Genomic DNA, 18,352 nt, shown 5'->3' with positions numbered 1-18,352 from the left:
CCGCCTCCTTTCATTCCAACTGAAACCGCTCCAGGTAACTCGCAAGCGTCTCCCTCTGCTCCCGGGTCAGTGGAGGACAGTTCTCGGGGCCTCTGCCGCCGTCGGCCACCTGAGTCGCAAACACCATGCAGGTCGGCTGCCCGCATTGCCTGCAGTTCGTTTTCGGCAGGAACCTGAGGATTTCGATGACCTTCGGCTTGGGAGCGCCTTCGAAACGAGGCTCTATCTCCGCGCGTCTTTCCCAGGCGTCATTGATTTCCCTCTTCAGCCATTCAAGGATTCGGTCTCCCTCTTCCTCGTCCCTCAGAGCGTTCACGGCGATTTTCCGAGGATGGACCGCGATCAGTTTCCCATGAACCTTGAACGATACGCAAAGAGGATCCTTCGTGAATTGAAACCCGCCCAGTACCGCGTTGAGATAAGGGATCACCTCGCCGATGTCCTCATCCAGGTGGGCGACGCAATGCACTGATTGGGCTTCGGGCCTGCATTCCGGGCGAACCACCTCCTTACGGTAACCTTTGAGCAACATGGGGCTGCCTCCTTCAAAAGGAAAACCGTTTGCGGCTCCCAGCGGCTCACTTTTCGAAAAGGAGCGCTTTCACCGCCTCTTTGACTCGCCGGATATCGTGGGAGCTCAGCTCAAAATTCTTGTTCTTCTCGATCCCAAGGTCCGTCAGCACCAGATAGCTTTTCAAAGGCACCCGGGCTTTTTCGAGAATCGCCTTGGCACATCCCACTGAACAGCCGTCGATCGTCACCATTTCAGGAACGTCTCGGGCCGACTGGACAAACCCGCTGAGCTGCCCGCCGATCCCGGCCAGGCAAAACATCTTGCCCACTCCTTCCCGAGTCAGCTCCACGGCTGCCTGATTCGAAAGCTGCCCAACGTTGGAACCGCCCGAACATGACAGAATCATGACAGTCCCACCGGGGACACAACAGTTCTCAGTCATCCGGTTGCTCCCTTCCTTGTCCGAAGCTACGCCATCCTGCGGCCCTCCGGGCCCTTACCGGTCCTCCCTGCGAACCGCGCCGACGACCAACGGCTCACTTGCCGATCCAGCGCTTGATCTCTTCCTTGGTGGGAATCTTGCCGACCGATTTCACCTCACCATCGATCACCACGGCAGGCGTGCCGAACACTCCGTATTCACCGATCTTCAGGATGTCGGTCACTTTCTCGATTTCGGCGTCCACGCCGCTCTCGGAAACCGCTTCCCTGACATTCTTTTCCGTCTGCCGACACTTGGGACAACCCGGACCCAACACTTTGATTTCCATGAAATTCTCCCTTTCGAATCGGGTACCGCCCGCGCCTTGCGCACGGCAGCGCCCCTTATGCAGCGTCAAGCCGAAACATCAAAACACTCAGCCATGCATCATGTTTCCCGCGGGTCTCAACCAGGAAAATAATACCCGAAGACCATCCCGCATGTCGTTGACATGATGATGACCAGGCTCACATAAACGATCGTTTTTTTCGTTCCCATCACGCTCCGAATGACCAGCATGCTTGGCAAGGAGAGCGCCGGGCCGGCGAGCAGCAACGCCAGGGCGGGGCCGTTGCCCATACCCGAACCGATAAGGCCCTGCAATATGGGGATTTCCGTCAGGGTTGCAAAATACATGAACGCCCCGACGACGGCGGAAAACAAATTGGCGCCGAAGGAATTGCCCCCCACCATCTGCTTGATCCACTGGGAAGGAATGATTCCTTCCGTGTGCGGCTGTCCCAGAAACAGCCCCGCAGCAAGCACGCCGCCCAAAAGCAGGGGCGTGATCTGTTTGGTGAACCCCCAGGTGGACAGAAACCACTCTTCCGCATCGCCGCGGGTCGTGGTGATGAGGATCGTCAAGGCGACAATGCCCGCTCCGAAAGCAATCAGCGGCTCATGGGGAAACGCATAGGCCAGGGCTCCCAGGATAATCCCCGCAATCGCCACCTTCGCCGCCTTCACGCGGAACCACAGGATGAGCTCGATGCCGAGCGCCGCCGCGAATGCTCCCGTCAACCACCACTTGATTTGAAACACGGCGTTCCAGAAGCCCTCGGGCTCGGCCGGCCTGCCCCAGGTCGCCGAGATCAAAATACCGACCATTGTGGCGAAATAAACGATATTCTGCCATAGGGGCCGCTCGACCTCCACCGGGGGCAGATGAACGGCCGCCTGCACCTTCCGCTCTTCTTCCTTGATGAACACAAAATGCATCATCAGCCCGATGACAATGCTGAACGATACCGCGCCCACCGCTCGCGCTATGCCCAGCTGCAAGCCGAGAATTCTTGCCGTGAGAACGATTGCAAGGATGTTGATGGCCGGCCCGGAGTAGAGGAAGGCGACCGCGGGACCCAGCCCGGCCCCTCTTTTCCAAATCCCGGCAAAAATCGGCAGCACGGTGCACGAGCACACCGCCAGGATGCTTCCCGAAACGGACGAGACACCGTAGGCCAGCGCCTTGTTCGCCGCCGGTCCCAGGTAGCGCATCACCGCGGCTTGTGAGACGAAACAGGAGATCGCCCCCGCAATGAAGAACGCCGGCACCAGGCAAAACAACACATGTTCCCGGGCATACCACCTGACCAGGGCCAGCGATTCAATGACGGCACCGGTGAAGCGCTTGCTGTCCATCGGCAGGTAGAAGCACACAAGGAAAGCTCCCACGACCAGCAGCATGGGCATCCAGATAATCTTCCAGTCTATCCGGCTCGGCTCCGCTTCCGAAGGAGTCTCCACCGCATCATCCCTCAACATTTTCTCTTCCGCGACTCGAGCATCGCTCATGATTGGTTCTCCCCGGGGGTCACCCGATCGGGACGGAAAGGTTCCACCTTTTCACTCCCTGAGCCGACCGGCATTATCCGAAAGCAGCCGTTCCGCGCCGAACCGATCCGGCCGATTTGAGCCGGCGGGCCGGCAAACCCCCGGAGCGATCCGGATGTCAGTAACGCACATCGCCCTCTCCTGAAACATCTCAGCGATTCTTCCCCGGGTTGGATCGATGAGCACTTTCAACCCTTTTCTGAAATGCTTCATCGCCTCTCCTTGTATATCGTTAAATGTGAATATACAAATACTAAGCTGCAATGGCAATATCTTTTTTCACCAGAGGACCATGAACCGAAGCGATGAACCGTTGTATCCCAGTCTCACGATGTTTGGTCGTGGGGATTGCCAAAGAAGTGCGCACCCGTCGGCGAGCATCGATGCCGGGACGGGACTGGGAAGCGTTCGGAGCGAACCGGAGAACCCGCCCGGTGCGATCCGCAAATGATTTCACGATGGAGGCGCCGGGGTAAAAAGGAGGGCGAGCGGTCCGAGGACGGTATCCCTTCTATCGGGAAGTCCCCGGACCATGAGCAATCCGGAATGCGGTGCGATGGGTGGAATCGGGGAAATGACGGCCGGCACGGAAAACCGCTCTTGTTTTTTCAGGGGCGCAATCAGCGACGGCATCCGCCCCCGTTGCGGCATTCGCAGCTGGATTGAGCGTCGAATTCGGCCAGTTTCCTGCCGAGGATGAGCACGATGTTTTGTCCCACCGTGCCGTGGACCGCACGATACACTTTGACCCCCTGGGCTCTGAGCCTCGTCAACGCTTCACTGCCGATGCCCCCGGCCACCACCGCATCGACCGCACGCCCCCCAAGGGCTTTCGACGGTTCGCACATGCCGTGAACGTGGCAGAGATCGCTGTTCCTGATTTCGTCAACGCTTTTTGCTTCCGTATCCACAATGACAAAGCCGGGAGCCGAACCAAAAAGGTCGAGAACCATGCTGGCGAGCCCCTGCGGTTTTTCCGTGGGAAAACAGATGATCACGCCGATTTCTCCATTCTCGTTTACAGATGATGCAGGCGGCAGTTCTTTGCCCGGGCTCACTTAACACAAAGTCATGCCGTAAATCCAGAATGAACTGCGCGAATGTCACGGGAACGCCCGGCCTTTCCTGCAAACCGCCATAAGACCGGAAGGCCGTCATCGTCATTGCCGCAAGGGCTTGAAGCCGGGCGCCGTGCGGTGGGGGTCCCGCGGGCTGCTAGAAATTGAACACCTTCGATTCAGCGGCCATGTCGATCAGGTGCGGACCGCCGTCGAGGGCCATGTTATGGTAGAATTTGGCCTCGTCGAGCTTGCGGTTTCTTGCGCAGGGGGTGCAGACACCCACTCGAACTTCATTCTCGACGAGGTAGGGCAGATAATCCCCCGGACAGTCTCCCGTCGTGGTTTTCAGGGTGAGGTCTCTCTCCTTGTTCGCCCACATCACCCCCGCGTCTATGAAGAAGAGATTGACCTCGTGCCCCTTGGAGTGAGCGATCCTGGCAAACTGGAAACACCTGGTGGCCGCTTCGTTCTCGTCCTTGCTCAAAATGAATAGAAAACTCGCCATACACTTCCTCCTTTTTCCAGCGGGTTGGGATTGACCCGGGCGTCCATGCACGTTACATCCGCACCTTCGGTCGTTCCCACGACTTCGGTTCCTCTGTCGGAAAGGGATCGACCTCCCGGTGATCCACCTGGAAACGCGGCTGTCGGATCGCGGTTTTCTCCACTTCGTAGAGCAACGGGCATGCCAGTTGCCATAGCGTCTCCCGTGTCGGAAGCGGAGAAAAAACCGCGTGCGTTCGGGACGACGAAACGGGCGGAAGCGGAGCCCCGTCCGGAAACAATCTGCACCCGCCTCTCGCCCACGGTCTAGGAACGCTGCGCGACCCCGGGTGGGATCGGGCGCGAAGCGGCGGGCGCTGTTGAATCCCCTGTTGCGTCGCCGGGAGCCAATGCCCGTGTTGTCGATGCCGTTTCGGCCCATCCATCAAGACATAGGCACATTTCTTGATAGCAGCTTCGAGTGGATGAGGTCCCGCACTTGCGCTCACGGAGAAACGATTGCATCCTCCGGCGAGCCCGGCCGCGGCAGGAAGGCGCCCGCCGGGGATGTTGTCCCCATGGCTCCGGCAGGTTGACCGCCGGAGATCGAGCGCTCCTGCAAAAAAACGATAAGACCCGATGTGGAAAAAGTCCACCGGGTGCGGCGCCGACCGCCGGATCGATTGGGGGGGCCGCGGACCGAATGCGTCCGATCGCATGCCGGTTGCGATTCCGGGCCGGCGATGATTTTGTCTCACATTGTTTCGGAAAGTGAAAGGTTGCGGAGTAGACCACAATGCTCGCCATACCGGTATTCCGCTCACGAGTCGCTCCAGTCCTCAACTGGTGTTCGAAGATTTTCATCATCCACGAGAATGAGACCGACGCTGCGGCGGGTCGTGAAATCGTCCTCTACGACATGAGCGGCTTCGACCGACTGCGGGCACTTCGGACAAGAGGGGTCGACACGCTGATTTGCGGGGCTTTGAGCCCGCGACTGCTGCATTATGGGGAAAACCTCGGCCTCCACATTATTCATGGGGTTGCCGGGCAAATCGATGAAGTGCTTCGGGCCTATCACGAGCGGCAACTGGACCAGCCTTTTTTCAGGCTGCCCGGATGTCCACCGGGGCGACACCACCTCGGGGGTAGGAACTGTGCGAGGAGTGACGCTCCGGAATGTGGGCTCGGTGGGCATCGGCGCCGCGCTCACGGTGGAGATCCCGATGGCGGGGATGTTGTTGCAGACCCCGGGCGGGAATCCGGTCTCAGCTCTGCAAAAGGAGACGCGCGGGAACACGCCAAAACCGAGCCGTGCGGTTTTTGCGTCTGTCTGCAATGTGGGGCGGAGCTTCCCCATGGACGCAGAGTTCCTTGCGTCCACAGACGCTGCCCGGTATGCGGTCACCCCATCGGCATGGAGTGATCTTACGCCTCATCCCATGCCGCGCCGCCGTCCTCTTCTCCCGGATGCCCGTCATCGGTCGTCCGCTCCCGGCCGCCGAAGACCAATAAGGAACAATTCGCACCCGATTCGGCCGTGCCGGGTACGGCTTGTTCCCTTGCCGACCGCGGCATTCGATCCATGCACTAAGAACACCCCCGGAAAACGCATCCCCCTTCCCCGATGAATTTCGCCCCTGAGCACCGGACGGGCCGGTCACCGGCGTGGGTGCTTTTCGACCGTGCGCGGAGCCCTTCGAACCGGACGGCGGGAGCTTCCGGGTTTTCGATTTCTCGAACATTTCAAAACGCTTCAGGTTATTGACGCGGTCCCTGCCTCCTGATTAAATGGAGAATAATGCCCCGGAAGCGGCCGCTGAAAAGCATGGGGCGAAACTTTCGGCCGATGAAAACCGTCTCCCCGGCGATGCCTTGGTGCTCGGGCGAGAGGACCTTTCACGGTTTTTCCGGAATGTGCGTGTCCCGGGCCGCCGGCCTGCCGGCTCGACCGGGCGCGATCCATGGGAAAGAGACGCTCCTCGGAGGGGAAAATCCAGTGGCTCAATCGGCAAAACAGCACATCTTGTCCCCGCAGACGGAAACCATCCTCGACAGTATTGCGGACGGGGTTTTCACGGTGGATCTCGACTGGCGGATCACATCGTTTAACCGGGCGGCTGAAGAGATCACGGGGGTTTCGGCATCGGACGCCATTGGACGGCCGTGTTGCGAAGTCTTTCGAGCCAACGTCTGCGAGTCCACTTGTGTCTTGAAGTTCACCATGGAAACCAGGAAGCCCATCGTCAACAAATCTGTTGCAATCCTCAGGGCCGACGGCAGGGAAATCCCCATCAGCGTGAGCACGGCTCTGCTCAAGAACGCATCGGGGCACACCATCGGCGGAGTGGAGACGTTTCGGGACCTCAGCCTGGTGGAAACGTTGCGAAAGGAAATCGACCGTCAATATCGTTTCCAGGACATTGTTTCCAAGTCCCCAGCAATGCTGGAGCTTTTTGCCATTCTGCCGGAGGTGGCGCGAAGTGAGAGCACGGTGCTCATTCAAGGCGAGAGCGGCACCGGCAAGGAACTGTTGAGCCGCGCGGTGCACAGCTTGAGCTCCCGTGCGGCGGGTCCTTTCGTGGCGATCAATTGCGGCGCCCTTCCCGATACTCTGCTGGAATCCGAGCTTTTCGGACATGTCGCCGGCGCATTCACGGATGCCAGGAAGAACCGCGCGGGCCGTTTCGCACAGGCGGAAGGCGGTACGCTGTTCCTGGATGAAATCGGGGACGTTTCACCCGCTTTGCAGGTGAGACTGCTGAGAGTTCTCGAAGAGCGGACCTACGAGCCCCTCGGTTCCTCCAGAACGGTAACGGCGAACGTTCGGATTGTCGCCGCGTCCAACAGGGACCTGGCTCAACTGGTCGCGGAAGGATCATTCCGCAAAGACCTGTATTACCGCATCAACGTGGTCAAGCTGGAGCTGCCGACGCTTGCCCGGCGCAAGGAAGACATCCCGCTGCTCGCGGAGCATTTCATCGCGCGCCTCAACAAGCTGCGGAACAAGAACATCCTTGGGCTGAGTCACGAGGCTTTGGCCGTTTTCATGCGTCACAACTGGCCCGGCAACATTCGAGAATTGGAAAACGTCATCGAATACGCGTTTATACTGTGCCGAGGAGGGTTGATTCAGCCGGCCTTCCTTCCGGAATACCTGCACGCTCACGCGTGCGTTCTTCCCGATTCGGGAGGACTGTCGCTCAGGGACAACGAGGCGCGCGCCATCAGGGACGCCCTCGATCGCAACCAGTGGCGGCGCATGGCCACCGCCAGGGAACTGGGGATCGATAAGAACACTCTGCGCCGCAAAATGAAACGGCTCAATATCCGCGCCGACGATCCCCGCCGTGACGAATGATCGCGAGAGCAAGTCCCGCAGGATGATGTTTTGATATTCGATGCCGGCCTGCGCTCGAGCCCTGCCGGAATGGCGGCGTGAGGGCATGCCTTTCGCGGAAGATCGGCTTTTGCCGCCATCGACCGGGCGCTTATCTTCCTCCCCGGGGATATCTCGACCGCATCCCCGCGCGCTTCCCAAGCCCGTTTTCCCGGCTCAACCCCTCATTTGCTTGTATGCGTTGATCAGGCCGTTGGTGGAGGAGTCGTGGGCAGCCACGGTCGTGCGATCGTTGAGCTCGGGGAGGATTCTCGCCGCCAACTGTTTGCCGAGCTCCACGCCCCACTGGTCGAAACTGAATATGTTCCAGATCACCCCCTGGACGAAGATCTTGTGTTCGTACATGGCAATGAGGCTTCCCAGCACCCGCGGGGTCAGCTTCCGGAACAGGATGGAATTGGTCGGTTTGTTTCCTTCAAATACCTTGTGCGGCCAGAGCCGCTGAATTGCGTCCTCGCTCCTGCCCTCTCTTCTCAATTCCTCGATGACTTCCTCCCTGTTCTTTCCGCGCATGAGGGCCTCGGTCTGGGCAAAGAAGTTGGAGAGCAGGATGGCGTGATGGTCTCCAACGTCGTTGTGGCTGAGGGCCGGGGCCAGGAAATCGGCCGGGACCAGCTTCGTGCCCTGGTGGATCAACTGATAGAATGCATGCTGGCCGTTGGTCCCCGGCTCGCCCCAGATGATGGGACCGGTCTGGTGGCGAACCCTCCCCCCGCCGCGGTCCGCGCTTTTCCCGTTGCTCTCCATGTTCCCCTGCTGGAAATAGGCCGGAAAGCGATGCATATATTGATCGTAGGGCAGGACGGCTTCACTCTCGGCGCCGAAGAAGTTGTTGTACCAAATACCGATGAGAGCCAGGATGACCGGGATGTTCCGCTCGAAAGGCTCCTCGCGGAAATGGCGGTCCATCTCGTGAGCCCCTTGCAGCAGATCCAGGAACCCCTCGAAACCGATGGCGCAGGCGACGGACAACCCGATGGCCGACCACAGCGAGTATCGCCCTCCGACCCAGTCCCAGAAGACGAACATGTTTTCCGGATCGATGCCGAAAGCCTTCACTCGATCCGTATTGGTGGAAAGGGCCACGAAGTGCCGGGCGATGTGCGCCGGGTCCCCCGCATGCTTCAGGAACCAGTCTCTGGCCGTGTGCGCGTTGGTCATCGTTTCCTGCGTCGTGAACGTCTTGGATGCGATCATGAAGAGGGTGGTTTCGGGGTCCAGGAGTTTGAGCGTCTCCACGATGTGGGTTCCGTCCACGTTGGACACGAAGTGGACCGACAGGCCCTTCGCGGCGTAGGGCCGAAGGCATTCCGCAACCATTTTCGGCCCCAGGTCGGAACCGCCGATGCCGATGTTGACGATGTCCCGGACAGGCTTTCCCGAATACCCCTTCCACCGGCCGGAGATCACGCGCCGGGAGAACTCCTCCATCTTCTTCAGGACGGCGTTCACCTCCGGCATCACGTCCCTGCCGTCCACAAAAACCGGGGCATCGGACCGGTTGCGCAGCGCCGTGTGGAGAACGGCCCGGTCTTCCGTTTCATTGATCCTCTCGCCGGTGAACATCGCTTCGACGCCATCCTTGAGGCCGACCTCCTCCGCAAGCCCCAACAGAAGCAGGAGCGTCTCCTGGTTCAGGCGGTTCTTGGAGTAGTCCACCAGAATATCCCCGAACCGGATGGAAAAACGCTGGAAGCGGTCTCCATCCTCGGCAAAGAGGTCCCTCATGTGAACGTCTTTCATCGTCTGGAAATGGTCCGACAGCTTCTTCCAGCCCGCCGTCTTCATCGGGTCCTGTTTTCGGAGCATGAGCCCGTCCTCCTCGAATAGTCGTTCGTTTCATACAACGTGTGATACCGACGTGCGTTCAAGATCACACAACACCTGCCCGGCGAAAGAGGCGACGCGAAAGGGGATAGACTTGGCCCCTGCGGACCGATGTGCCGGTCAGGTCCGGCAAGGGGAAGGCTTAATGCCCTCCCGCCCGATGCTACGGACTTGAACGCAACCTGGTGTGAATCGCGCAATGCCCGCGCCTGCGCGTCCCCGGCGTCATATGCCGGGGACGCGGGCCGGCCGGTATGCCCGGCCCTGATCCGACCGGTACTCACCCCCGGCCAACCCGTGTATTCTTGTGAAAAGAGTGTGTTTGTGAAAAGTGTAGGTTTGACCCCGAGGACGTCATCGGCACCTTGGCGCATTCATCACGTCGTCGGCGCAAAAGGTGAACATGATGTCGCACGAAAAGGCCGTGTAGCCCAGTCTCGTGACGCATGCGTCGTGATTGAAACAATCCCTGGTGTAGATCTTCACCTCGGGAACACCCGTGCACCTCACCCCGCACCTTCCGAAGCAACGCCTGCCGCCCACGACATGCGTATAATTGAAATACCTTCTCTCCAGGCAAAGCCCGAAGTCGTCAATGCACTTGAAGTAGCGCCCGGTGTAGGAATGACCGATCCTCCGGCATATGCTCGTCCATCCCTGCACCACGGCGATCTCTCTGACGTCGGTGGCGGTCACGTTCAGAGCCGGCGGGGCCATGCGTTCCACGGCGGGCCGGTCGAGAGGAACCAGCTTCACGGCTTCCGTGTTTCGTGCATTCAAATCCTTGCGCGGCATGACGGCGAGCTTCTCGCGTCCGACCGCGGACATGGCCTCGTCGCTGTCGTGCCAGATGAAAACCGCCATGTTGCTCGGCCAGGAAGAAAGAATATTGAGAGCGTGCAGGAACGTTTCCGTATGCTCTCCCAGGTCGATCTTCCCATTGTTTTCCAGCGCGTCCTTGAGAAGGCGCTTCTCGCCCGCCGTCAACCCCGTGAGCGCACCGGAGCCGGCAATGAATCCCTTGACGTAGAGCTCGTCCCGGCCGGCCTGGACAAGGAACGTCTTGTTACCGAGATAGAATTCAATCCGCGTCATCCGCTTTCCGAGAAGCTCGGCATCGAGCCGGGCCGGGCCACGCTCCATGATCTTCCATCCCGCCTGGATCTGAAAGCCCAGGTTCTCTCCCGGCAGAACTCCCACCGTTTCGTTCTCGGAAACCTGTGTCAAGACGATGCCCACGTCCCCGTCCGAGGCCTGCCCCACGGTCGCGGCGGCCAGTACGGTAATAACGATCCAAAAGATGCTGCAACCCTTTCCTGCGACACGCAACCTCATTTTCCCCTCCCTTGCCTCGGCGGAAGGAGCCTGGAAATCACGAGTCCACCTTCCGTCTCCGCGGTATGAGCCGTCCGTCGTCTCCCGATTCCGGGATTGAATGCCGTCGAGGTCTCGAACGTCACGGTGCCGGTCCTCCATCGAGGTGCTTTCGGATCCGGCGAAAATAAGGACCGGCAGCCGGAATCGACATGTTTTTTTATATCACTTCCCCGGATGGTTGACCACTCCCGCGGCGCCTCGCTCCGGGATGGCCCGTTCGAAGTGCGGCGGTTTCTTCGCGCAAATCCGGGGCGCGCGGATCTTCGTTGCGCGCCCGTGAGCGGGGTCCCCGGAGGAAACGCCTCCCGGACGTCCCGGCACGGGACCCGATGCCGGTTCTGCGCCGCGGTGGCGCGAACGCGAAGGAGAGAATTTTGCGCTCCGGTCAAGAATTGTCTTGACAGCAAACAACATTGCCAATAGGATTGTTAACAATTCCGATAGAAATCCCGGCCTTACGTACAAGCTCTTGTCGGCCTGGAATCGTTCCTGGAAAACGGTGACGCCCGGTGACGCGCTCCGGGAGGATGATTCTGTAGGAGTACCCAATGCCGGCATCAGTCCGCGATCGAATCAGGAGCGGCCGAAGGACGTCGGCGAACGATCCCGCGGCCTCCGGTTCGGACCTCGTTCGACGCCGGGAGGCTGTCTGTCGGAACCACCCGGAGACGGACCCGCTCAGCTCGGCAGCAATCGACCGTTCGCCCTTCGCCCCAGTCCTTTGGAATCTCCAAGCCCTTTTTTTCCTCAGCTTCCACCCGGTATTCCTCCCGTTCCGCATGATGGGCTTATCCTGGATGTCGACGAACCTCCGGTGTGTTGAAGGCGGTTCTCAGGACTCCACGCAAGGCGGTGAGGGAGCGATGCGCCGGCGGAAAGGGACGCGGGCTGCGTCGCACGTGCCGCTCCGACGCTGAACCCGCGCGAACAGGCAGGCGGAACTCCGAGGAGTACCCGGCCGATTCGTATGTGCATTAACCCGAAGCAAGGAGAAAAACCATGAAGAGTCATCACAGGTCCTTTCACGTCGTCTTCGCCCTGATCGTTGTATTCCTTTTGGCTTCAACGGTCAGTGTCCAAGCCGCGGAATACCGGATCCGGGTCGCCAACCCGGTGGCGGCGGATCATTCCTGGGGGCGGGGCGCGGAATTCTTCAAACAGGAAGTGGAAAAGGCGTCCGGCGGGAAGATTTCCGTCGAGGTCCATCATGCCGGAGCACTCGGCAAGGTTCGGGAGACCATGGAAATGGTCAGGATGGGAACCCTGGAATCGGCCCTGGGCGGGGTCGCCAACTTCCAGCGCAATGTGCCCGAGCTGGGCATCACCGTTCTTCCCTACCTCTGGAAGGACCTGAAAAGGCAGTTCGAAGTCCTGGAAGGACCTCCGGGCAAGGAACTCGAAAAGAGAATGCTTGCCGCCGGCTTCCACAGCCTGGGTTTCTGGGACAATGGGTTTCGGCACGTGTCCAACAACCGTAAACCCATCGAGACCGTGGACGATCTGAAAGGGCTCAAGATCCGGACCCTCCCCACCCCGGTTCACACGGGATTCTTCAAGGCATGCGGCGCCGCGCCCACTCCCATGGACTTCACCGAATTGTTCGAAGCGCTGAGAAGCGGCGTGGTCGACGCTCAGGAGAACCCGCCGTCCATGACGTACACGGCCAGGTTCTACGAGGTGCAGAAATACTATTCGCTCACCGGCCACGTCAACGAGGTCGGGTGCTTCATCATGAACAAGACGTTCTTCGACAAGCTGCCCAAGGATCTTCAGGCCGTCGTCGATGCGGCCGCCAGGAAGACCAGGGCCTGGCAATGGGCCGAGAACGACAAGGACAACGCAAAGTACCTGAAGGAAATGGAAAAGGCGGGGATGAAGGTCAATACCCTGAGTGAAGCCGAACTGGCAAAGTTCCGCAAGATCGCTTTGGAACTCTATCCGGAAGCCATCAAGGACTTCGGAAAAGACGGGAAGATGCTGACGGACATGTTCGTCAAGGCCAACCAATAGCCGAGGTTGAAGGGCGGGTGCTTTCCAATGCCCCCGCCCGTTTTCTCGAGAGGTGGCAAATGTTCTTCGACATACTCAATAAGGTGATCAAAGCGGCAACCGTCCTGATTCTCGCCGTCATCACGATTTTCGTGTCGGTCGAGGTCGTTCTGCGCTACTTTTTCGGGATGACGCTTTACATCACCGAGGAGTTCACGCGTTACTCCATGGTCTGGATGGTCTTCCTGGGCGCGAGCCTGGCCGTCAGGGAAAATGCGCACACCCGGGTGGAGCTCTTCGTCAACTTTTTCCCCGGCAAGGTCCGCGCCTGGTTGAATCTCGCCGCCCACCTTCTCTTTGTTTTCTTTCTGAGTTTTCTTGTCTACGAGGGGTGCATCGCCCTCTCCTTTCAGTTCGAACAGATCATTCCCACCCTCGGTATTCCCATGTTCTGGTTCTACCTGGCGCTCCCGGTGGGCGGGGTGCTCATGATCCTCAACCTGCTCCCCAAAATCTGGGAAAGCGTTCTGGTAATCTCCGGCAGGATGGCGCCTCCTGAAGAAGAATTCGAAATCCCCGTCATCGACGGAGGTCTTTCATGATCGCCCTGATCATCGCGTTTTTCGTGACGCTCATGCTTGGAGTCCCGGTGGCCTTCTGCCTCGGGCTCGCGGCCTTGGCTTTTCTTCTGTTCTGCGGCCAGGAATCCCTGTTGATCGTTCCCACGCTCATGTTTTCCGGCGTCGATTCCTTCCCGCTGATGGCCATTCCGTTTTTCATCATGGCCGGAGACCTGGCCGAGCGCAGCGGCATTCTGCCGAGCCTGGTCGGCCTGGCGAAGGCCCTGGTGGGGCATTGGCGGGCGGGCCTGGCCCATGTGAGCATCGTCACGGAGATGTTCCTGTCGGGGGTGACCGGCACGGCCGTTGGGGATGCGGCGGCCATCGGGTCTATTTTCATTCCGAGCATGAAACGAGAGGGTTATGACGCGCGGTTCGCCGCGACGCTGGCTGCCGTCGCATCCATCATGGGTCCCCTGATTCCCCCCAGCGTCGGGATGCTGATCTATTCCTTCGTTCAAGGAGGCACCGTCTCCGTCGCCGCCCTCTTCGTGGCGGGTGCCGTGCCGGGCGTGCTCGTCGGAGCGGGCCTCATGATCATTTGCACCATTCTGGCAAGGCGCCGCAACTACCCCGTCAGCAGCGAGCGGTTCAGCATTCGCAAGGTCTTTGAATGCTTCAGGGGAGCCCTGCTGGGCATCACCGCCATGGCGATCATCCTGGGAGGCATCCTCACCGGAATCTTCACGCCCACGGAAGCCGGAGCCGCCGCGACGGCCTATGTCCTGATCGTGGGGGCGTTTTTCACCCGGAAGCTGAAATTTTCCAGTATCATCGCGTCACTGCACATGACCGCCGTGGTCAGCTCCACCGTTTTGATCCTGATGGCCACCGCGAAGGTCTGCGCCTGGATCCTGACCAGCTCCCAGGTGCCTCAGAAGATCGGGGGCATGTTGATGGCCTTTTCGACGAGCCCGATCTTCTTCATCACGCTGGTAGTCCTCCTCCTGACGGTTTTCGGATTTTTCATCGAGGGCATCGCCATCATGATCATGTTTGTCCCGGTGCTGGCGCCGGCCGCCGATTACTACGGAATCGAGGCCCATCACTTCGCCCTGGTTTTCGTCATGGCGATCCAGATTGCGGTGATCACGCCACCCGTGTGCCTGAGCCTCTTCGTCACCTCGAAGATCGCGGGAATCAAGCTCGAGGATACCTTCCGGGAGGTCATGCCGTACTGGGTGTTCCTGGTTGCCCTGACCCTCATGGTGGCCTACTGGCCGGGCATGACGATGTGGCTGCCGAGGATGCTCGGGCTTCTGCATTAGCTCTGTCGGGAGAAGTCGGTGAGACGGGCCCTCGGAGAAACGGGGATTTCGAGTCGAGGGAATGCCTCGGCGACTCCTGATGCCATCTTGCGTTCAGGATGAGTGCACTGGGCGGGAGGGCATGAAGCCCTCCCCCGGCCACGGCTCCGAGCGCCGCCCGGCGTCAGCCGATGCCCAGCCCCTTCAACACGGAGAGCATGATGGCGGCAGCCATGATGGAACCGATCTGACCGCCCGTATTGGCGCCCATGGCATGCATGAGGAGCCAGTTGTTGGTGTCGTAGCGCCGGCCTTCCGTCTGGACCACCCTGGCGGCCATCGGGTAGGCTGAAATCCCGGCCGCGCCGACGAGCGGATTCACCTTTCCGTTGGTCAGGAAACACATCAGCTTTCCAAAAAGAACGCCTGTAACCGTGTCCAGGCAGATTGCCAGGAAGCCGAGCCCGAGAATGAGAAGAGTCTGGGGCTTGAGGAACGCCGAGCCTTCCATTGTGGCACCGATGGAGAGCCCCAGGAGCAGGGTGACGACGTTGGCGATCTCATTTTCCGAGGCTTTGGTGAGCCGGTTGACGACGCCCGATTCCTTCATGAGGTTCCCCAGCATGAGCATGCCCATGAGGGGAGTCCCCATGGGAGCGATCAAGCAGGTGATAACGGTCACCGCGATGGGAAAAATGATTTTGAGATTGGGGGAAACGGATCGTTCGGGATACGGCATCTTCACTCTTTTTTCCCGTTCCGTGGTGAGGAGCTTCATGATCGGAGGTTGAATCAGCGGGACCAGGGCCATGTAGGAATAGGCCGCCACGGAAACGGCTCCCAGCAGATGGGGCGCATACTTGGAGGTCACGTAAATGGAGGTCGGGCCGTCGCACGCGCCGATGATTCCGATGGAGACGGCGTCGAGCAGGTTGAATCCCAGGCCGATCGCCAGGAGCAGCGTGAGAAAGATCCCGAATTGTCCCGCCGCGCCAAGCAGCAGGATCTTGGGATTCTCCAGGAGGGGAGAAAAATCCGTCATCGCGCCGATTCCGACAAAAATAAGACAGGGAAAGACCTCCGTAATGACGCCGAAATCGTAGAACTGCTTGAAAAGGCCTCCCTCCCCCATCATTCCGGACAGGGGCATATTCACGAGGATCGCCCCGAATCCGATGGGAACCAGGAGCAAGGGTTCATAGTCTTTTCTGATTCCAAGGTAGAGGAGCATGCCGCCCGCGAGGATCATGACGCCGTTTTCAAGGGTGAGCGCGCTCACCCCCATAATCAGGCCGCCGAGGCCGGACTGAATCAGGTTCAGCATACTCGCCACCTAACCTTTCTGCCCTTCCTCTTCGCGGTAAGGAAAGAGCCTCTTGACCAGCTCCACGAACAACACGATGAAATAGAGACCAAGAATCGTCCCCCCCATGCCGACCAACGTGATTACCAATCCGTAAGTGAGCGTGTCCATGAGATCATGCCCCTCCTGTTGTGAAATGGTCCTTTCTTCCCGTCCGACATCCTCCGTCGGCAACACCAGGGGGACCGGCCGACAGGCCGGGGTGATGCCGCGACTTCTCGCGCGTGGATCGCTGCCCGATTATTGCCGGGGTTTTCATGAACACATCGCACAGTCCACCCCGAGCGTGACCCCGGCAGGACCGGGGTCCGGAAAGCCTTGGACAAGCTGGTTCCCGCCTGCGCGGGAATAGCGCCTCTATGGTCTTGGTTCGTTGTGAGCCGCCGGCCCCGGGCGGTTCGCGGGGAGAAGGAAGACAACTTCAGTAATCGTTGTGAGCCCCCGGCTCGCGGTGATACTCAGGAATGACGAAAAGGGGGAACCCGAAAGCTTCTCCGAGAGGCGGCTATCGCCTATCTCCCGGTAAACCTGGGTTTACGTTTCTCCAGAAACGCCGACACCCCTTCCCGTTTGTCCTCCGTTCCGCAGGACAGCGCGTGAAGATAGGATTCATGCGCCAGGCCCGCGGCAAACGACCCTTCGCAGTATCGGAGGACCGCCTCCTTGGCGTACTGTACTGCCATCCTTGGCTGTTCGGCAATAATTCGCGCCAGCTTTAGCGTTTCTTCCATCAGTTTTTCCCGAGGCACGACGCGGTTGACCAACCCCATGGAGAGGGCCTCTTCGGCGGGAATCGCCTCCCCCGTCAGGATCATTTCCATGGCACGCCCCATGCCCACCAGGCGCGGAAGTCTTTGCGTCCCGCCGGCGCCGGGAATGATGCCGAGCCTTACCTCGGGCTGGCCCAGCAGCACGCCCGCGGACGCCACGCGCATGGTGCAGGCCATGGCCAGCTCGAGACCGGTTCCCAATGCCCAGCCATTGATGGCGGCAATCGAGGGGATCTCCAACGTCTCGATGCGCGTGTAAACCTCCTGACGCCTCCGCGTCTCGATCCTGCCCAGCCGTGTGTCGCGCCTGGCCAGTTCCGAGATGTCGGCGCCCGCGACAAACGCCTTGTCCCCCGCTCCGGTCAGGATTAGAACGCGCGCGCCCTCGGCTCTCTCCAGCTCGGAAAGCGCGCGGTCGATCTCTTCCACCGTGGCGCCGTCGACCGCGTTGCGCTTGTCCGGACGGTTGACGGTCAGAAACGCGACGAGGCCATCATACTCCAATTTGATGTTTTCGAACATCACTTACCCTCTTCATAAGTATAAAAACCTTTACCGACTTTTTTGCCGAGACGCCCTTCGGCGATCATACGATCCAGCAGATCGGGATGCCTGTACCGGGGATCGTTCAGGAAAGCGCTCAGGGTCTGCATCTTGGCCCGATGCACGTCCAGACCGATGAGATCGATCAACTCCAGCGGCCCCATGGGATGGTTTGCGCCAAGCTTCATCGCCTTGTCGATGTCCTGCGGATCCGCAACGCCGGAGGCGACCAGCCAGGTGGCTTCATTGAGCAACTGTCCCAAGACCCGGCTGACGATTCCCGCGGGAGCCTCGTTCTTGCACACCACCGGATCCTTGCCGAGCTGCCTGGCAAATTCCGCCGCGGCCTCCACGGTTTCCCGGGAAGTTTTCTTTCCCGGCATGATTTCCACGAGCTTCATGATCACCGGCGGATTGAAAAAGTGCATCTGCACCACCCTTTCCGGACGCCTGGTGGCCTCCGCCATGGCGCTGATGGACAGGGACGTCGTGTTGGTGGCCAGAATAGTCTCCGGTGGCGACAGGTTGTCCAATTCGGCAAAAACCTTCCGCTTGATCGCGATGTCCTCGATCACGCTTTCGATGACAAACCGGCATACGGCGGCGGGACCGAGATCGCCCGCCGTTTGTATGCGCGACAGTATCGCATCCTTTTGCGCCGCGTCGAGCTTCCCCTGCTCGACCCTTTTCCGAAGCCCCTTTTCAATGCGTGCTTTCGCCTTGTCCGAAAGCTCCAGGCTGATATCGGCGATCACCACCTCGAACCCCTGCTGAGCACACAACTGGGCAATGCCTGCTCCCATGTTCCCAGCACCGACCACGAGAACTCCGTTTCTGGCCATGTTCC

The 18,352-nt window shown here is 59.7% G+C and carries 18 protein-coding genes; 4 read left to right on the top strand and 14 right to left on the bottom strand.

What is annotated here, in order from left to right:
- Positions 1-10: 10 nt before the first annotated feature.
- The 8 genes from SFUM_RS18595 to SFUM_RS18560 form a co-directional block, all read right to left on the bottom strand.
- Positions 11-532 carry a (Fe-S)-binding protein gene (locus tag SFUM_RS18595; RefSeq protein ID WP_011700395.1) on the bottom strand — a complete coding sequence of 174 codons (522 nt, stop codon included), beginning with the start codon at positions 530-532 and terminating at the stop codon, positions 11-13.
- Positions 533-578: 46 nt separating this feature from the next.
- Entirely contained in the window at positions 579-920 is a 342-nt protein-coding gene (locus tag SFUM_RS18590) for a putative zinc-binding protein (RefSeq protein WP_208597074.1), read from the bottom strand.
- A 130-nt stretch (positions 921-1,050) separates the two neighbouring features.
- The gene (locus tag SFUM_RS18585) at positions 1,051-1,284 is read right to left on the bottom strand and encodes a thioredoxin family protein (protein WP_011700393.1); all 234 of its coding nucleotides are present in this window, start codon (positions 1,282-1,284) and stop codon (positions 1,051-1,053) included.
- A gap of 116 nt (positions 1,285-1,400) precedes the next feature.
- Entirely contained in the window at positions 1,401-2,786 is a 1,386-nt protein-coding gene (locus SFUM_RS18580) for a permease (RefSeq protein ID WP_011700392.1), read from the bottom strand.
- Between the two features lie 51 nt (positions 2,787-2,837).
- On the bottom strand, positions 2,838-3,038 hold the full coding sequence (locus SFUM_RS18575) for a hypothetical protein (protein WP_041440981.1): 201 nt from the start codon (positions 3,036-3,038) through the stop codon (positions 2,838-2,840).
- Positions 3,039-3,445: 407 nt separating this feature from the next.
- A complete protein-coding gene (locus SFUM_RS18570; protein WP_011700390.1) occupies positions 3,446-3,823 on the bottom strand; it encodes a NifB/NifX family molybdenum-iron cluster-binding protein in 378 nt (125 codons plus the stop codon).
- Between the two features lie 217 nt (positions 3,824-4,040).
- Positions 4,041-4,391, bottom strand: a complete 351-nt coding sequence (locus tag SFUM_RS18565; RefSeq protein WP_011700389.1) for a DsrE family protein — start codon at positions 4,389-4,391, stop codon at positions 4,041-4,043.
- 798 nt (positions 4,392-5,189) lie between these two features.
- The gene (locus SFUM_RS18560; RefSeq protein WP_041440979.1) at positions 5,190-5,729 is read right to left on the bottom strand and encodes a hypothetical protein; all 540 of its coding nucleotides are present in this window, start codon (positions 5,727-5,729) and stop codon (positions 5,190-5,192) included.
- Between the two features lie 441 nt (positions 5,730-6,170).
- On the opposite strand from SFUM_RS18560, the gene SFUM_RS18555 reads away from it, so the two are divergent.
- Entirely contained in the window at positions 6,171-7,730 is a 1,560-nt protein-coding gene (locus SFUM_RS18555; protein WP_011700387.1) for a sigma-54 interaction domain-containing protein, read from the top strand.
- Between the two features lie 195 nt (positions 7,731-7,925).
- On the opposite strand, the gene pgi is transcribed toward SFUM_RS18555, so the two are convergent.
- Positions 7,926-9,578, bottom strand: a complete 1,653-nt coding sequence (pgi, locus tag SFUM_RS18550; protein ID WP_011700386.1) for a glucose-6-phosphate isomerase — start codon at positions 9,576-9,578, stop codon at positions 7,926-7,928.
- A 372-nt stretch (positions 9,579-9,950) separates the two neighbouring features.
- Positions 9,951-10,931 (bottom strand): DUF8213 domain-containing protein, encoded by a 981-nt coding sequence (locus SFUM_RS18545; protein ID WP_011700385.1) that lies wholly within the window; start codon positions 10,929-10,931, stop codon positions 9,951-9,953.
- A 1,041-nt stretch (positions 10,932-11,972) separates the two neighbouring features.
- Here SFUM_RS18545 and SFUM_RS18530 point away from each other — a divergent pair.
- From SFUM_RS18530 to SFUM_RS18520, 3 genes are read left to right on the top strand one after another with little or no spacing between them, the layout of a single operon-like run.
- The gene (locus tag SFUM_RS18530; RefSeq protein WP_011700383.1) at positions 11,973-12,983 is read left to right on the top strand and encodes a TRAP transporter substrate-binding protein; all 1,011 of its coding nucleotides are present in this window, start codon (positions 11,973-11,975) and stop codon (positions 12,981-12,983) included.
- A 59-nt stretch (positions 12,984-13,042) separates the two neighbouring features.
- Complete coding sequence (locus SFUM_RS18525; protein WP_011700382.1) at positions 13,043-13,564, top strand: TRAP transporter small permease; 522 nt, start codon at positions 13,043-13,045, stop codon at positions 13,562-13,564.
- A complete protein-coding gene (locus SFUM_RS18520) occupies positions 13,561-14,850 on the top strand; it encodes a TRAP transporter large permease (RefSeq protein WP_011700381.1) in 1,290 nt (429 codons plus the stop codon). Before SFUM_RS18525 ends, SFUM_RS18520 begins: the two co-directional genes overlap by 4 nt.
- Positions 14,851-15,013: 163 nt before the next feature.
- Here SFUM_RS18520 and SFUM_RS18515 read toward each other — a convergent pair whose 3' ends face one another.
- The 4 genes from SFUM_RS18515 to SFUM_RS18505 form a co-directional block, all read right to left on the bottom strand.
- A complete protein-coding gene (locus tag SFUM_RS18515) occupies positions 15,014-16,153 on the bottom strand; it encodes a sodium ion-translocating decarboxylase subunit beta (RefSeq protein ID WP_011700380.1) in 1,140 nt (379 codons plus the stop codon).
- A 9-nt stretch (positions 16,154-16,162) separates the two neighbouring features.
- Positions 16,163-16,303 carry an OadG family protein gene (locus tag SFUM_RS23190; RefSeq protein ID WP_153307222.1) on the bottom strand — a complete coding sequence of 47 codons (141 nt, stop codon included), beginning with the start codon at positions 16,301-16,303 and terminating at the stop codon, positions 16,163-16,165.
- 401 nt (positions 16,304-16,704) lie between these two features.
- Positions 16,705-17,484 carry an enoyl-CoA hydratase/isomerase family protein gene (locus tag SFUM_RS18510; protein ID WP_011700379.1) on the bottom strand — a complete coding sequence of 260 codons (780 nt, stop codon included), beginning with the start codon at positions 17,482-17,484 and terminating at the stop codon, positions 16,705-16,707.
- Positions 17,484-18,347 carry a 3-hydroxyacyl-CoA dehydrogenase family protein gene (locus tag SFUM_RS18505; protein WP_011700378.1) on the bottom strand — a complete coding sequence of 288 codons (864 nt, stop codon included), beginning with the start codon at positions 18,345-18,347 and terminating at the stop codon, positions 17,484-17,486. Before SFUM_RS18505 ends, SFUM_RS18510 begins: the two co-directional genes overlap by 1 nt.
- Between the last annotated feature and the right edge of the window lie 5 nt (positions 18,348-18,352).

The organism is Syntrophobacter fumaroxidans MPOB (assembly GCF_000014965.1).
In the GTDB taxonomy this organism is placed as follows: Bacteria; Desulfobacterota; Syntrophobacteria; order Syntrophobacterales; family Syntrophobacteraceae; genus Syntrophobacter; species Syntrophobacter fumaroxidans.
The sequence above is the reverse complement of the archived record's forward strand: the minus strand, read 5'-3'. Positions and strand labels throughout refer to the sequence as shown.

Bases quoted from the DNA above. Each gene is read 5' to 3' on its own strand.
- SFUM_RS18580 (WP_011700392.1), bottom strand. From the start codon at position 2,786: ATGAGCGATGCTCGAGTCGCGGAAGAGAAAATGTTGAGGGATGATGCG.
- SFUM_RS18585 (WP_011700393.1), bottom strand. From the start codon at position 1,284: ATGGAAATCAAAGTGTTGGGTCCGGGTTGTCCCAAGTGTCGGCAGACG.
- SFUM_RS18520 (WP_011700381.1), top strand. From the start codon at position 13,561: ATGATCGCCCTGATCATCGCGTTTTTCGTGACGCTCATGCTTGGAGTC.
- SFUM_RS23190 (WP_153307222.1), bottom strand. From the start codon at position 16,303: ATGGACACGCTCACTTACGGATTGGTAATCACGTTGGTCGGCATGGGG.
- pgi (WP_011700386.1), bottom strand. From the start codon at position 9,578: ATGCTCCGAAAACAGGACCCGATGAAGACGGCGGGCTGGAAGAAGCTG.
- SFUM_RS18555 (WP_011700387.1), top strand. From the start codon at position 6,171: ATGCCCCGGAAGCGGCCGCTGAAAAGCATGGGGCGAAACTTTCGGCCG.
- SFUM_RS18590 (WP_208597074.1), bottom strand. From the start codon at position 920: ATGATTCTGTCATGTTCGGGCGGTTCCAACGTTGGGCAGCTTTCGAAT.
- SFUM_RS18510 (WP_011700379.1), bottom strand. From the start codon at position 17,484: ATGTTCGAAAACATCAAATTGGAGTATGATGGCCTCGTCGCGTTTCTG.
- SFUM_RS18595 (WP_011700395.1), bottom strand. From the start codon at position 532: ATGTTGCTCAAAGGTTACCGTAAGGAGGTGGTTCGCCCGGAATGCAGG.
- SFUM_RS18545 (WP_011700385.1), bottom strand. From the start codon at position 10,931: ATGAGGTTGCGTGTCGCAGGAAAGGGTTGCAGCATCTTTTGGATCGTT.
- SFUM_RS18575 (WP_041440981.1), bottom strand. From the start codon at position 3,038: ATGAAGCATTTCAGAAAAGGGTTGAAAGTGCTCATCGATCCAACCCGG.
- SFUM_RS18530 (WP_011700383.1), top strand. From the start codon at position 11,973: ATGAAGAGTCATCACAGGTCCTTTCACGTCGTCTTCGCCCTGATCGTT.
- SFUM_RS18565 (WP_011700389.1), bottom strand. From the start codon at position 4,391: ATGGCGAGTTTTCTATTCATTTTGAGCAAGGACGAGAACGAAGCGGCC.
- SFUM_RS18525 (WP_011700382.1), top strand. From the start codon at position 13,043: ATGTTCTTCGACATACTCAATAAGGTGATCAAAGCGGCAACCGTCCTG.
- SFUM_RS18515 (WP_011700380.1), bottom strand. From the start codon at position 16,153: ATGCTGAACCTGATTCAGTCCGGCCTCGGCGGCCTGATTATGGGGGTG.
- SFUM_RS18560 (WP_041440979.1), bottom strand. From the start codon at position 5,729: ATGGGGAAGCTCCGCCCCACATTGCAGACAGACGCAAAAACCGCACGG.
- SFUM_RS18505 (WP_011700378.1), bottom strand. From the start codon at position 18,347: ATGGCCAGAAACGGAGTTCTCGTGGTCGGTGCTGGGAACATGGGAGCA.